Source organism: Pseudoduganella sp., from assembly GCF_041914865.1.
Lineage (GTDB): Bacteria > Pseudomonadota > Gammaproteobacteria > Burkholderiales > Burkholderiaceae_D > Rugamonas.
Window position 1 is genome coordinate 1 of the sequence record NZ_JAYSCO010000098.1, and the last position, 12,223, is coordinate 12,223.

General features: G+C 61.2%; 16 protein-coding genes and 1 pseudogene. 7 read left to right on the plus strand and 10 right to left on the minus strand.

The window, feature by feature from the left end; genetic code table 11:
• Nucleotides 1-60: 60 nt before the first annotated feature.
• Together ACE3TQ_RS26095 and ACE3TQ_RS26100 are read right to left on the minus strand one after the other, a co-directional pair.
• Nucleotides 61-390 carry an AzlD domain-containing protein gene (locus ACE3TQ_RS26095; RefSeq protein WP_374586549.1) on the minus strand — a complete coding sequence of 110 codons (330 nt, stop codon included), beginning with the start codon at nucleotides 388-390 and terminating at the stop codon, nucleotides 61-63.
• Nucleotides 383-1,120: an AzlC family ABC transporter permease gene (locus ACE3TQ_RS26100; protein WP_374586551.1), complete on the minus strand. Its 738-nt coding sequence runs from the start codon at nucleotides 1,118-1,120 to the stop codon at nucleotides 383-385. Before ACE3TQ_RS26100 ends, ACE3TQ_RS26095 begins: the two co-directional genes overlap by 8 nt.
• Nucleotides 1,121-1,242: 122 nt before the next feature.
• On the opposite strand from ACE3TQ_RS26100, the gene ACE3TQ_RS26105 reads away from it, so the two are divergent.
• From ACE3TQ_RS26105 to ACE3TQ_RS26120, 4 genes are read left to right on the plus strand one after another with little or no spacing between them, the layout of a single operon-like run.
• On the plus strand, nucleotides 1,243-1,431 hold the full coding sequence (locus ACE3TQ_RS26105; RefSeq protein WP_374586552.1) for a zinc-finger domain-containing protein: 189 nt from the start codon (nucleotides 1,243-1,245) through the stop codon (nucleotides 1,429-1,431).
• Between the two features lie 19 nt (nucleotides 1,432-1,450).
• The gene (locus ACE3TQ_RS26110) at nucleotides 1,451-1,873 is read left to right on the plus strand and encodes a nuclear transport factor 2 family protein (RefSeq protein ID WP_374586554.1); all 423 of its coding nucleotides are present in this window, start codon (nucleotides 1,451-1,453) and stop codon (nucleotides 1,871-1,873) included.
• Nucleotides 1,874-1,915: 42 nt separating this feature from the next.
• On the plus strand, nucleotides 1,916-2,878 hold the full coding sequence (locus tag ACE3TQ_RS26115) for a YheT family hydrolase (protein WP_374586556.1): 963 nt from the start codon (nucleotides 1,916-1,918) through the stop codon (nucleotides 2,876-2,878).
• Between the two features lie 4 nt (nucleotides 2,879-2,882).
• The gene (locus ACE3TQ_RS26120) at nucleotides 2,883-3,488 is read left to right on the plus strand and encodes a DUF2946 family protein (protein ID WP_374586558.1); all 606 of its coding nucleotides are present in this window, start codon (nucleotides 2,883-2,885) and stop codon (nucleotides 3,486-3,488) included.
• Nucleotides 3,489-3,503: 15 nt separating this feature from the next.
• Here ACE3TQ_RS26120 and ACE3TQ_RS26125 read toward each other — a convergent pair whose 3' ends face one another.
• Nucleotides 3,504-5,012 (minus strand): M48 family metallopeptidase, encoded by a 1,509-nt coding sequence (locus ACE3TQ_RS26125; protein WP_374586577.1) that lies wholly within the window; start codon nucleotides 5,010-5,012, stop codon nucleotides 3,504-3,506.
• 93 nt (nucleotides 5,013-5,105) lie between these two features.
• Here ACE3TQ_RS26125 and moaC point away from each other — a divergent pair, with 93 nt between their 5' ends.
• The 3 genes from moaC to ACE3TQ_RS26140 are packed head-to-tail and all read left to right on the plus strand — an operon-like array spanning nucleotide 5,106 to nucleotide 7,549.
• A complete protein-coding gene (gene moaC, locus ACE3TQ_RS26130; RefSeq protein ID WP_374586560.1) occupies nucleotides 5,106-5,582 on the plus strand; it encodes a cyclic pyranopterin monophosphate synthase MoaC in 477 nt (158 codons plus the stop codon).
• Complete coding sequence (locus ACE3TQ_RS26135) at nucleotides 5,582-6,790, plus strand: AGE family epimerase/isomerase (protein WP_374586562.1); 1,209 nt, start codon at nucleotides 5,582-5,584, stop codon at nucleotides 6,788-6,790. The genes moaC and ACE3TQ_RS26135 overlap by 1 nt, the downstream gene beginning before the upstream one ends.
• 60 nt (nucleotides 6,791-6,850) lie before the next feature.
• Complete coding sequence (locus ACE3TQ_RS26140) at nucleotides 6,851-7,549, plus strand: flagellar brake protein (RefSeq protein WP_374586564.1); 699 nt, start codon at nucleotides 6,851-6,853, stop codon at nucleotides 7,547-7,549.
• Between the two features lie 52 nt (nucleotides 7,550-7,601).
• On the opposite strand, the gene ACE3TQ_RS26145 is transcribed toward ACE3TQ_RS26140, so the two are convergent.
• The 7 genes and pseudogenes from ACE3TQ_RS26145 to sucC all read right to left on the minus strand — a co-directional run.
• Nucleotides 7,602-8,114 carry a prepilin-type N-terminal cleavage/methylation domain-containing protein gene (locus tag ACE3TQ_RS26145; RefSeq protein ID WP_374586566.1) on the minus strand — a complete coding sequence of 171 codons (513 nt, stop codon included), beginning with the start codon at nucleotides 8,112-8,114 and terminating at the stop codon, nucleotides 7,602-7,604.
• Between the two features lie 197 nt (nucleotides 8,115-8,311).
• Entirely contained in the window at nucleotides 8,312-8,821 is a 510-nt protein-coding gene (locus tag ACE3TQ_RS26150; protein ID WP_374586568.1) for a prepilin-type N-terminal cleavage/methylation domain-containing protein, read from the minus strand.
• A gap of 160 nt (nucleotides 8,822-8,981) precedes the next feature.
• Nucleotides 8,982-9,488, minus strand: coding sequence for a prepilin-type N-terminal cleavage/methylation domain-containing protein (locus ACE3TQ_RS26155; RefSeq protein WP_374586569.1), 507 nt, complete (start codon nucleotides 9,486-9,488; stop codon nucleotides 8,982-8,984).
• A 243-nt stretch (nucleotides 9,489-9,731) separates the two neighbouring features.
• Nucleotides 9,732-10,244, minus strand: coding sequence for a prepilin-type N-terminal cleavage/methylation domain-containing protein (locus ACE3TQ_RS26160; RefSeq protein WP_374586571.1), 513 nt, complete (start codon nucleotides 10,242-10,244; stop codon nucleotides 9,732-9,734).
• 196 nt (nucleotides 10,245-10,440) lie between these two features.
• A complete protein-coding gene (locus tag ACE3TQ_RS26165) occupies nucleotides 10,441-11,073 on the minus strand; it encodes an FHA domain-containing protein (RefSeq protein ID WP_374586573.1) in 633 nt (210 codons plus the stop codon).
• Nucleotides 11,074-11,206: 133 nt separating this feature from the next.
• The gene (gene sucD, locus ACE3TQ_RS26170; protein ID WP_374586575.1) at nucleotides 11,207-12,088 is read right to left on the minus strand and encodes a succinate--CoA ligase subunit alpha; all 882 of its coding nucleotides are present in this window, start codon (nucleotides 12,086-12,088) and stop codon (nucleotides 11,207-11,209) included.
• 13 nt (nucleotides 12,089-12,101) lie between these two features.
• Nucleotides 12,102-12,223: pseudogene (gene sucC, locus ACE3TQ_RS26175) on the minus strand (succinate--CoA ligase subunit beta); the annotation flags it as partial.

Here is a 12,223-nt window from a genome sequence, read left to right on the forward strand (position 1 = left end):
ATGGTGCCCAAGGGCACCATTTGTCCGATTGCCAGACCTGACCCCGAATCTCCCCCAATCTCAGGACAGCAGGAGTCGCAGGGCGGTGAAGCAGGCCATGCCGAAGATGATGGTCTCGAGCATGTTGCGGCGGGCCAGGTAGTAGGCGATGGCGGCGGCGCCGGCGAGCAGTTTGTAATTATGGAAACTGAATTCGACCACGCCTTGCGTGTCGAGCAGCAGGTCGGGGCCGATGATGGCGGCCAGCGCGCACGAGGGGGCGTAGCGCAGCATTTCCTGCACGCGGGTGGGGATCGAGACGTGCTCGCCTATCACCCAGAACGAGGAACGGGTCACGGCGGTGGCAAGCGCCATGGCGAGGATGGTGAGCCAGATTTCGAGTTCAGTCATGGGCTGCTTTCCTTCGTTCGATCTGTTCTTCCACCACCATGGCGGTGACCATGCCGACGATCACCGCTGCCAGCAGGCCCAGCTTGTACGGCATCTTGTACGCCAGCACGGCCGTCACGGCGGCCACCAGGGCGCCAACCAGCGCCGGGCGGGTGGCGACCATCGGTACGGTGATGCAGACAATGGCCAGCGTGCCGGCAAAGCCCAGGCCCCATTCGGCGGGCACGGCGCTGCCGAGGAAGATGCCGGCAATCGAGCCGGCCTGCCAGGCGAACCAGTTGGGGTAAAGCAGGCCGCGCAGGTAGGACACCTTGCCCTCCTCCGGCTTTTCGCTCGGGTAGCGCTGCAGGAACATGGCAGTCGTCATGTCGCCGGCGCCGTAGCCAAGCAGGAAACGGCGCAGCACGGGCAGCTTGGCGAAGTGCGGCGCCAGCAGGGCGGCGAAAATCACGAAGCGCAGGTTGACCACGACGGCGGTCAGGAAAATCACCCAGATCGGGGCGGCGGCGGCAATCAGGGGCAGCGAGGCGAGTTGGGCGGAACCGGCAAAGACGATCAGGGTCATGCCCAGCGCCTGCATCACGGTCAGCCCCGATTTGACCATGGCGACACCGACGACCAGGCCCCAGGCGCCAATGCCAAACAGGGTCGGCGTGCCGTCTTTCAGGCCGGCGCGCCAGGAGGGTTCGTGGTGGGCCGCGACATCGGGCTCGCTATCGGGATGACTCATGTGGTGTATTTGCCACGGCTGCATTGGGCGCCGCTTGGGAAAGCCGACATTCTACCGGCAGATTCTTATCATTGCTCGAATGGATTAAAATCGAGCTTTTTGATATAGCGGAGTGTTATAAGATGAGCAACGCCACCCAGCCAGTCGAACTCGATGGTAAAGACCTGCCGGCCCACTGCCCGAATCCGGCCATGCCGCTGTGGTCTTCGCACCCGCGCGTGTTCCTGGACTTTAAGCATGGCGAAGCCAAATGCCCTTACTGCGGTACCCAGTACAAGCTGAAGCCTGGTACTGAAGTCGGCCACCATTAATCAAATCCCCGGAGCCCGGATGGCAGCGCGTAAACACCAGAATGGCAGTGCGGCAGAAGTCGAAGCGGCCTTTTACGATGCCTTGAACCGGGCCGACCTGGAGGCCTTGATGGCGCTGTGGGCGGACGATGAGGAAATCGTCTGCGTCCATCCGGGCGGTGCGCGCCTGATCGGCCATGCCGCCATCCGCGCCTCCTGGAGTGCAATTTTGGAACACGGCGGGCTGCAGATCCGCCCGTCCCAGCTGCACGAGACACACAACCTGATGAGTTCGGTGCATACTGTCATTGAAGGCGTCACCGCGGCGAGCGGCGAGCCGGCGCACCTGATTGCGACCAATGTGTACGTCAAGACACCGAAGGGTTGGCGCATTGTGTTGCATCATGTCTCTGTAGCGCCGGGAGCCGTTCCCGTCGATCCGCGCGCTCAAATTCTGCACTAAAACAAAGGGGATCGCACCCGCTGGGACGATCCCAGCCGCGCCATGAACTACATCGCCCCTTTCTGGCTGCCCAGTGGCCATTTGCAAACCATTTATCCGGCGACCTGCATCGCCAAGCCCGAGGTGCGTTTCCGCCGCGAGCGCTGGCAAACGCCGGATGCCGATTTTATCGATGTCGATTTCGTCGACGGCCAGCCGGGCCAGCCGTTCGTGGTGCTGTTCCACGGGCTGGAGGGGTCGTCGGACAGCCATTACGCGCGCGCGCTGATGGCGGAAATCACGCGCCGCGGCTGGTCCGGCGCGGTGCCGCATTTCCGCGGCTGTTCGGGCGAGCCGAACCTGGCGCCGCGCTTTTACCATTCAGGCGATTCGGGCGAACTCGACTGGATCATCCGCCGCCTCCATCCGCGCGCCACAGGCAAGTTCTACGCGTGCGGCGTGTCGCTGGGCGGCAATGTGCTGCTGCGCTGGCTGGGCGAGTCGCAGCACCAGGCGGAATTTGTCGATGCCGCGTGCGCGGTGTCGGCGCCGCTCGACCTGGCGCAGGGCGGCAGCGCCCTGTCGCGCGGCTTGAGCCGCTTGTACACGCGCATGTTCCTGCAGACGCTGAAGCCGAAATGCGTCGCCAAGCTGCGCCAGTTCCCAGGCCTGTTCGACCTGGACGCCCTGCTGGCGGCGCGCGACCTGTACGCGTTCGACAACGTGGTGACGGCGCCGCTGCACGGCTACCGCGATGCGGACGATTACTGGGACCGCGCCAGCGCCAAACATGTGCTGACCGATATCACGGTGCCGACCCTGGTGCTGAATGCGCAGAACGATCCCTTCATGCCGGGCCAGTATCTGCCGCGCCAGGCATCGCGCCATGTGGTGCTGGACTATCCGGAGCAAGGCGGCCACGTGGGCTTTGCCACAGGGCGTTTGCCGGGCAGCCTGGACTGGCTGCCACTGCGCATGCTGAACTTCCTCACCGCCACTGAAACTACCGATTTGTGCGAGGCTTGAACGGATGGATGAAATAGTCGTACAGGCCATGGCGAAGTGGCCGAATGTGCCGCATTGCTATGGCTGGCTGGCGCTCGATGCGCGCGGCAACTGGCGCATGCGCGATGAACGCGCGCAGCATTTCAATGAGGCGGGCGACAAGCTGACCAATCCGGCGCTGGTGGGCTTCATCACGCGCAATTACCAGAGCGATGAACGCGGCTGCTGGTATTTCCAGAACGGGCCCCAGCGCGTGTACCTGAACCTGGAGGCGACGCCTTTCATCGCACGCACCGATCCGGTGCACGGCTTCGTGCTGCATACGGGCGCGCCGTTGGGCGAGATCGATGCGGCCTGGCTGACCGAGGCGGGCGAGCTGCTGCTGCGCAGCGGCGAGGTGCTGGCGCAACTGGATGACCGCGATTTCGCGCAGGTGCTGCCACAGCTGGAGTTGAATGGGCGCCCGGTGGGCGATAACGCCTTGCTGGCGTGGCTGGATGCGGCGGCCAGCGATCCTGCCGGCCTGTCTCCCCTTACCTTGCGCGTGGGCGGGCGCGCCGTGCCGCTGGCGGCTATCGCACGCGACAACGTGCCGCAGACGTTCCACTTCCAGCGCCTGCCGCAGCCTTGAGTCCGGGACCAGACGTCACTCCTTCTTCTTGTCACCCATCATTTCACGACGCTTGGCCTGCAATTCGCGCTCGCGGGCGTCGATCACCGACTGGTCGTAGTAGGTGGCGTCGGGCGCCTTGCGCGCCAGCGCCAGCTGGTCGAGCGCGGCCAGCACGCCGCCCAGCAGCACGTACGATTCGGCCAGCGAAATATGCTGCAGGGCGATCTTGCCCTGTTTGGCGTAAGCCTGCGCCATGTAGTCGTGCAGCTCCGGCTCGCGGCGGTACATCTGCAGCTGGTCGCGCAGGAAGCGCGAAGCATCCTCATACTTGCCGCCTTTGATCATAGCGTCTGCGTACTGCCACACGAGGCCGCGCGAAAGCGGGAAGCGCGCTTGAGCGGCCTTCGCTTCCTCAATGGCGGCGGCGATTACTTCCGGCTTGTCTTCTTGCGCCAGCTTGATCTCCAGCGACATGTAAGCCAGGGCGGAATCGGTAATCCCTTTCGGGATCGGCGTGCTGAAGGCGCCCGCCACCGGCGGCTTGTCGATGGTGGCGCGTGCTTTGTCCAGCCACTCCTGCGCGGCGCCGTATTCTGAGCGTTTTAACGCAAGCATGGCCAAGCCGTACTGCCCTGCCGCCACGTTCTGGCGTCCGGGCTGCTGCAGCTGGTTCTTGAACACGGCTTCCGTTTCCGACAAGCCTTTGCTGCTGACATCCTGCAGCACGCGGGCGCGGGCGCGGATCAGGTGGAAGTCCATGCCGTCCACGCGCGGGCGGTATACCTGCTCGCGGATGCGGGCCTGGATGTCGGCGATACGTTCAGTGGTGAGCGGGTGCGACATCAGCCATGGCGGCACCAGGTCGTTGTACAGGCGGGTGCTGGCCTGCATGCGCTGGAAGAAAGCCACCATGCCGCTGGCGTCATAGCCGGCCGCGTTCATGATCTGGAAGCCGACGCGGTCCGCTTCCCTCTCGGCATCGCGGCCGAAATTGAGCTGGCGCTGGATGGCCAGGCCCTGCCCGCCCATGAACACGCCAAGTGCGGCATCGGGGCTGGATTTGGCGGCCAGCGCCGCCAGCAGCATGGCGGCCAGCGGGATCAGCGCGTCATTTTTCTGCGCACCCAGTTGGCGCGCAATGTGGCGCTGCGCCACGTGGCCGATTTCGTGCGATAGCACGGAGGCCAGCTCGGACTCGGTCTGCGCCGCCAGCAGCAGCGCCGAGTGCACGCCGACATAGCCGCCGGGCATGGCGAACGCGTTCAGGTTCTTGTCGCGGATGGCGAAGAAGTAGTAGTCCAGGTTGGCGTCGCCGCGTGCGCCGGGCCGGGCATCCACCAGTTTGGAGCCGAAGGCGTTCAGGTATTCGATGATGGGCGGGTCGTCCAGGTAGTCGCGTTCAAAGCGCAAACCCTGCATGATCTCTTCGCCCAGGCGCTTTTCCATCACCGGCGACAGGTCCTCGCGCGAGGCGTCGCCCAGCATCGGCAAGTCGGACTGCGGCTGCGGCTGCGGCTGCGCCTGCCCGGCCGGAGCCGCCATCAGCAAACCGGAAACTAATGCCGCCAGCAGGGGACGGCGAAAATGTAGTGCATTCACAGTGCTATCATACCCGTTCAACAAGAGACTCTCGCGATGACCGAACACCTTACTCATTTCGACGCTGCCGGACAGGCCCATATGGTCGACGTCGGCGCTAAAGCCGAAACCCACCGCATTGCCGTCGCCACCGGCAGCATCCGCATGAAGCCGGAAACGCTGGCGCTCATTCTATCGGGAACTGCCAAGAAGGGGGACGTGCTTGGCATCGCGCGCATCGCGGCCATCATGGCGTCCAAACGCACGGCTGACCTGGTGCCGCTGTGCCATCCCCTGGCCCTGACCCGCGTTGCCGTGGACTTTACCACCGATGAAGCCAGCAGCGCGGTTCATTGCCGCGCCCAGGTGGAGACCTACGGCAAGACCGGTGTGGAAATGGAGGCGCTGACGGCGGTGCAGGTCGGCCTGCTGACCGTGTACGACATGTGCAAGGCGGTCGACCGCGGCATGACCATAACCGATATCCGCGTCACAGAAAAAGCCGGCGGCAAATCCGGCGACTGGAAAGCCTGATGCTGCGCCGCGCCGCCCTCGCCTGCTGCCTCGCTGTGCTTGCCGCCTGCGACAGCGGCAAGGATGACGGCGCGGCCAGCGTAGCGAACGTCGAATGGCACCGCGCCGACCTGAAGGCGCAAGTGGAGCGCTGGCTGGCGCTGGCGCCGCAGCCTTCGGGCCTGATGCAGGGCGAGTTCGAGCGCGGCTGGCAGCCGACCCGCAACGGCACCGGCGAACTGACCCTGCATAGCCGGGTGGTCTACACCATGCTGGTCGGCTACGAAGCGACCGGCGACCGGCGCTACCTGGAGGCGGCGCGGCGCGGTGCCGATTTCATGCTGCAGTACTTCCGCGATCCGGAGTTTGGCGGCTACTTCCAGCGGGTCGATGCCGCCGGCAAGCCGGTCAGCACCGGCAAGAATACCTACGGCCATGCTTTTGCGCTGCTGGCGCTGGCGCACGCTGGGCGCGTGACCGGCGAGGCAAAGTACAAGGATGCGGCATTGGCGCTGTGGCGCGATGTGCGCGACAAGCTGCGCCATCCTGACGGTGGCCTGCGCATGTCGGCGCCGCGCGACTTTGCGGCGGGCGACAGCCGCAATTCGCAGAACCACCTGATGCATATGTTCGAGGCTTTGCTGGCCTTGATCGATGCCACCGGCGACCAGTCGGTGGTGGGCGATGCGCGCGAGCTGGGCGACTTCGTGCTGCTCAAGCTGATGGTCGGCTTGCCAAGCGGCGGCGCCTATATCCCGGAATGGTATGACAAGCACTGGAAGCCGCTGCAGGACGGCGATGGCTATATCGACTTTGGCCACCAGTTCGAGTGGAGCCACCTGCTGCGCAGCGCCGAGCGGCGTGGCTTGCCGCCCATTTATGCCGACGTGGCGGACCGCTTGCTGAAGTATGCGGTGGCGACCGGCTATGACGAGCAGGAGGGCGGCGTTTTCAACCGGGCCTATCCGAACGGGCAGGTGGACCGCAACAAGTACTGGTGGCCGCAGGCCGAGGCGATGCGCGCCTTCCTGGCGCTGCCGGGGCGGCCGGACATGGTCCGCCGTTACCATGAAACACAGGAATTTGTTGACCAGCAATTCCTCGACCGGGAGCACGGCGGCTGGCTGTTGGGGCCGAAAAAGGCTTGCGCCACCGGCAACTGCAGCCGATTGCAGCCAGACCCCTACCACCTGGTTGGCCTGCACTGGACAGCCCTGTCATCGAAATAACAGTTAGTGCCTATCATTATTGTACAATGAGCAATTGCTTACGAATGGACAATAACGACGATGGCGGGCGAAAGCAAATTGCAGGAATACGCGTTTGAGCAGATGAACCTGCAGGTGGGTGGGCGCATCCAGCTGATTACCCATCGTACCTTACGTCCCATCCAGCATTTCTCCACCGTCATCGGCTGGGTCAAGGACGAGTACATGATCGTCAAGATCCCGCAGGAAAATGGCATGCCGATCGCGATCAGCGAGGGCGACAAGCTGACGGTGCGCGTGTTCTCCGGTGTGAACGTCTGTTCCTTCGCCTCGGTGGTGCAGCGCGTCTTCCTGCGGCCGCTCATGTATGCCCATATCAGCTTCCCGACCGACATCCAGGGCACCAGCCTGCGTGCGGCGATGCGGGTCAAGGTCGATATCCCGGCGCAGATGACGCGTGAGGATGGCCAGCATGCATCGGTCTTCATCACCAACCTGAGCGTTTCGGGCGCACTGATCGAATCGGCCCAGCCCATCAGCCGCGAAGGCGATGTGGTGCAGCTGGGCTTTACCCTGCTGGCGCCGCCCGACAACCGCCAGGTGCTGATCAATACCCAGGCCCTCATCCGCAATGCCAGCGTGGCGCAGTCGCAGAAGGTGGAGGGGAAGGACGTGTTCAGTTACGGTGTGCAGTTCACCGGCCTCGATCCGGCGCACTTTACCCTGCTGCAGAACCTGACATACGAGGCCATGCTGGCCGACCGCCAGAAGATCGTGTGAGCGAATAAAAAACCGGGCCGAAGCCCGGTTTTTCGTTTGCCAGCGCTAGCTGTTATTTGCAGGCAGGCGGGTCATTCTTCATGATGGCAGCTTTTGGCACGTTTTCGGTCACGCTGGTGGTGATGTTCCAGGTCACGTTGGTCTTGCCGCCACCCAGGCCGCAGGCGGTGTAGGTGATGGTGGAGTTGTCGGCGACGCCTTTGCCCAGTTCGTTCAGGGTCAGTACCAGGACGCCGGCAGCAGGACCTGCGCCATCGTCCGGGGTGAACACAGCCGATTTAACTTCCTTGGTTGGGTTGAAGACCGGCATGCCGAGTGCGGCGCCCGCTGCATCAGGGGTGCAGCCAGCTTGCTTGCCGCCGTTTTCCTGCACGCAGACGCCGATTGCGGTCTTCACGCCGTCCGCCACGCCCATGGCGCTGCCGATCTTGGCTTTCAGGGTGTAGTCGGAATAGGCTGGGATGGCGACTGCAGCCAGGATACCGATGATGGCCACAACGATCATCAGTTCGATCAGGGTGAAACCAGCTTGTGCTTGGCGCTTGATCATTTTCAGGGATTTCATTTGCGGCTCCTCAGGTGATAAAACAAAATTGGGTCAGACACCTGAGTATGAGCAAGCCGCGTGCCTTCTTTTTTAATCAACAAAATGCCCGTTTTTTAGTCAAAATCTGTCAGTTTCTTCCTGATGAGCTGACGAATCTGGTCACACACAGACGTTAGCACCTACTTTTTTTGTCAGTAGGTGCCCAAAAAACGGCGCTAGTTAACACACGCGGGAGGGTCATTCTTTAGGATTAATGTGTGCGGGATGATGGCATCTTTTGAAACAGAAGTAGAAATGTTCCAGGTGACGTTGGCCTTGCCACCGCTCAAGCCGCACTCCGTGAATGTGATGGTGGAACCGGTATCGACGCCGGCACCCAGCCTGTTCAGCTTCAGTTCCAGCGTGCCGCGCGAACTCGCGCTGCCGGGAGTGAACTTTGCTTCAGCAACCTCCTTGGTGGGGTTGAACTTAGGCATACCCAACGCTGCGCCTTTGTCATCCGGGGTGCAGCCATCCTGGATACCAGCGTTTTCATGGACACAAGCCCCGATTGCAGTTTTCACAGAGTCCGCGAGGGACAAGGCAGCGGCAATCCGGGTTTTCATGGTGTAGTCGACATAAGATGGAATTGCGACTGCCGCAAGAATACCGATGATGGCCACCACAATCATCATCTCGATCAAGGTAAAACCGGCTTGCGCTTGACGCGTTTTGGGGGACTTCAATTGCCACTCCTTTTTAAGTCAATATTGCGATCTAAGTAATATCCTTGTTAGAAAGCAATCCCTGTGCCAGCTTACCCGCTCGCGGCAGCCCCCTGCTTCATGTCAGTTGAGATAAAAAAAACCGGGCCTAAGCCCGGTTTTCTTTATGCTGCGCTAACTATTATTTGCATGCAGGCGGATCGTTTTTCATGATCGCTTTTTTCGCAACTTCCGACTTGATGGTGTCGCTGTGGGTGATGTTCCAGGTCACGTTGGTCTTGCCGCCGCCCAGACCGCAAGCGGTGAAGATGATCGTGGCATTGTCTGGAACGCCTTTACCCAGTTCGTTCAGGGTCAGGGTCAGCACGCCAGCGGCTGCGGTTTCCGCATCGCTTGGAGCGAAGACAGCGGTCTTCACTTCTTTGGTTGGGTTGAAGGCAGGAACGCCATTTTTACCCAGTTCGCAATCCTTCTGCAGGCCGCCGTTATCCGACACGCAGGTGCCGATTGCAGTCTTGACGGAGTTTGCAACGTCCATTGCGGCGCCGACCTTGGTTTTCAGGGTGTAGTCAGAGTAGGCTGGGATAGCAACTGCTGCCAGAATACCGATGATGGCAACAACGATCATCAGTTCGATCAGGGTGAAACCAGCTTGAGCTTGACGCTTAATCATTTTCAGGGATTTCAATTACTGCTCCTATTTAAGTCAATATTGGAAGTTGGGTAAGACACATGACTTAGAGCAATCGCCGTGCCAGCTTATTTTTTGTGCAAATTCTGGGTTTTTTGACAAAAATTGTCAGGAAAATATTTAGTATTAAATTAAAAGTAGCAAATTTCGTCAGTGCAACAGTTTCCGGGTGACACTTTTTGTCAAAAGCAATAAAAAAACCGGGCCGAAGCCCGGTTTTTCGTTTGCCAGTGTCAGCTATTATTTGCAGGCTGGCGGATCGTTCTTCATGATGGCAGCTTTTGGCACGTTCTCGGTCACGCTGGTGGTGATGTTCCAGGTCACGTTGGTCTTGCCGCCACCCAGGCCGCAGGCGGTGTAGGTGATGGTGGAGTTGTCGGCGACGCCTTTGCCCAGTTCGTTCAGGGTCAGTACCAGGACGCCGGCAGCAGGACCTGCGCCATCGTCCGGGGTGAAGACGGCCGATTTAACTTCCTTGGTTGGGTTGAAGACTGGCATGCCCATGGCGGCGCCCGCTGCGTCAGGGGTGCAGCCAGCTTGCTTGCCGCCGTTTTCCTGCACGCAGACGCCGATCGCGGTCTTCACGCCGTCGGCCACGCCCATGGCGCTGCCGATCTTGGCTTTCAGGGTGTAGTCGGAATAGGCGGGGATGGCGACGGCGGCCAGGATACCGATAATGGCCACAACGATCATCAGTTCGATCAGGGTGAAACCGGCTTGTGCCTGGCGCTTGATCATTTTCAGGGATTTCATTTTGTAACTCCTCAGTTAAGAACCAAAACACTTGGTTGGGTACTTAGGTATGAGCAATCCCCGTGCCTTCTTTTTTTGCTAATGGAAACGCCTGTTTCGGACAGAAACCGTCACTTTTAAGCGGATAGAGTGACGCTTTTGGTCAAGCGGCTCACAGGTTTTGTCAGTTTGCGGCGGCGCCGCATGACAATTCCCGTCAGCCGGCGCGGAACGCCATCTGGATGCCGCTCAGGTCGAGCACGTCGCCGAATTTCAGGCGCTGCGGCTGGCGTGCCAGGGGGGCGCCGTTCAGCAGGGGCGACTTGTCGCCTTCCACGTGGGCGGCGGAATAGCCGTCGACGGCGCGGGCAATCACCACCACCTGTACGCCCGGGCGGCCGAGGCTGGTGACGGCCTTGGTCAGGCTGAGCGTTTTGCCAATATTGCTGCCGTTGAGGACTTCAATATGCGCCAGCGGCAGCTGGGCGGCCTCGGTGGCGGGCGCCGGCGGCGGGGCCGGCATGGCGGGAACGGTGGCGGCGTGCGCCGCCAGCGGACGGATGCCGTCCGCAATGAATTCGAGGTGGTACTTGGCCATCTTGATCACGTCCTTGTTCTGCAGGAAGTGCTTGCCGATGCGGTGGCCGTTGACAAAGGTACCGTTGGTGCTTTGCAGGTCTTCGAGGAAGGAGTCGTCCAGGATGGTCGTGATAATGGCGTGTTCGCCGCTGACCGCCGGGTGGGCCAGGACGATGTCGTTATGCTTATGGCGGCCAACGGTCATGCGCTCTTTGGTGAGCTGCACTGTCTGTTCCACTATGCCTTCTCGCATCACGAGGAGTTTTGCCAAGTCTTTCTCCTTTTTTTTAAACCCGGTAAACCTGGGTCAGACCCAAGGGTCTGACCCTTGGGTCTGACCCAGGTTTACCGGGTTTGGAAACGAAAACGGGGAGCCGAGGCTCCCCGTCATCATACAGCTAGTATTACAGCATTGCCTTCAGCAGGCGGCCCATCTCGGATGGGTTCTTGGTAACCTTGATGCCGCAGGCTTCCATGATTTCCAGCTTGGCTTGCGCGGTGTCGGCGCCGCCGGAGATCAGCGCGCCAGCGTGGCCCATGCGCTTGCCTGGAGGAGCGGTGACGCCGGCGATGAAGCCAACCACTGGCTTCTTCATGTTGTCCTTGATCCAACGTGCGGCATTGGCTTCGTCCGGACCGCCGATTTCGCCGATCATGATCACAGCGTCGGTGTCAGGATCGTCGTTGAACATGCGCATCACGTCGATGTGCTTCAGGCCGTTGATCGGGTCGCCGCCGATACCAACTGCCGAAGACTGGCCCAGGCCCAGGGCGGTCAGCTGTGCCACCGCTTCATAGGTCAGGGTGCCGGAGCGCGATACCACGCCGATGCGGCCCTTCTTGTGGATGTGGCCTGGCATGATGCCGATCTTGATTTCGTCAGGAGTGATCAGGCCTGGGCAGTTCGGGCCCAGCAGCAGGGTCTTGGAACCGGCTTTGGCCATGCGGTCTTTCACTTCCATCATGTCGCGCACTGGGATGCCTTCGGTGATGCAGATGGCCAGGTCCAGTTCGGCTTCCACGGCTTCCCAGATGGCGGCAGCGGCGCCTGCTGGTGGAACGTAGATCACGGAAACGGTCGCACCGGTTTCCGATTTGGCTTCCTTGACGGAGGCGTAGATTGGGATGCCTTCGAAGTCTTCGCCGGCTTTCTTCGGGTTCACGCCAGCGACGAATGCCTCACGGCCGTTCGCGTATTCGCGGCACATACGGGTGTGGAACTGGCCGGTCTTGCCGGTGATGCCCTGGGTGATGACTTTGGTGTCTTTGTTGATCAGGATAGACATATCGATTCCTTAATTATTTACCGGCAGCGGCAGCAACAACGGCTTTGGCTGCTTCTTCCATGGTGTCAGCGGCGATGATTGGCAGGCCGGATTCGGCCAGCATCTTCTTGCCCAGGTCTTCGTTGGTGCCCTTCA

Coding starts and splice junctions, on each gene's coding strand:
- ACE3TQ_RS26125 (WP_374586577.1), bottom strand. CDS start 5,012: ATGGCGGCTCCGGCCGGGCAGGCGCAGCCGCAGCCGCAGCCGCAGTCC.
- ACE3TQ_RS26115 (WP_374586556.1), top strand. CDS start 1,916: ATGAACTACATCGCCCCTTTCTGGCTGCCCAGTGGCCATTTGCAAACC.
- ACE3TQ_RS26160 (WP_374586571.1), bottom strand. CDS start 10,244: ATGAAATCCCTGAAAATGATCAAGCGCCAGGCACAAGCCGGTTTCACC.
- ACE3TQ_RS26120 (WP_374586558.1), top strand. CDS start 2,883: ATGGATGAAATAGTCGTACAGGCCATGGCGAAGTGGCCGAATGTGCCG.
- ACE3TQ_RS26100 (WP_374586551.1), bottom strand. CDS start 1,120: ATGAGTCATCCCGATAGCGAGCCCGATGTCGCGGCCCACCACGAACCC.
- ACE3TQ_RS26135 (WP_374586562.1), top strand. CDS start 5,582: ATGCTGCGCCGCGCCGCCCTCGCCTGCTGCCTCGCTGTGCTTGCCGCC.
- ACE3TQ_RS26145 (WP_374586566.1), bottom strand. CDS start 8,114: ATGAAATCCCTGAAAATGATCAAGCGCCAAGCACAAGCTGGTTTCACC.
- ACE3TQ_RS26105 (WP_374586552.1), top strand. CDS start 1,243: ATGAGCAACGCCACCCAGCCAGTCGAACTCGATGGTAAAGACCTGCCG.
- ACE3TQ_RS26110 (WP_374586554.1), top strand. CDS start 1,451: ATGGCAGCGCGTAAACACCAGAATGGCAGTGCGGCAGAAGTCGAAGCG.
- ACE3TQ_RS26095 (WP_374586549.1), bottom strand. CDS start 390: ATGACTGAACTCGAAATCTGGCTCACCATCCTCGCCATGGCGCTTGCC.
- sucD (WP_374586575.1), bottom strand. CDS start 12,088: ATGTCTATCCTGATCAACAAAGACACCAAAGTCATCACCCAGGGCATC.
- ACE3TQ_RS26140 (WP_374586564.1), top strand. CDS start 6,851: ATGGCGGGCGAAAGCAAATTGCAGGAATACGCGTTTGAGCAGATGAAC.
- moaC (WP_374586560.1), top strand. CDS start 5,106: ATGACCGAACACCTTACTCATTTCGACGCTGCCGGACAGGCCCATATG.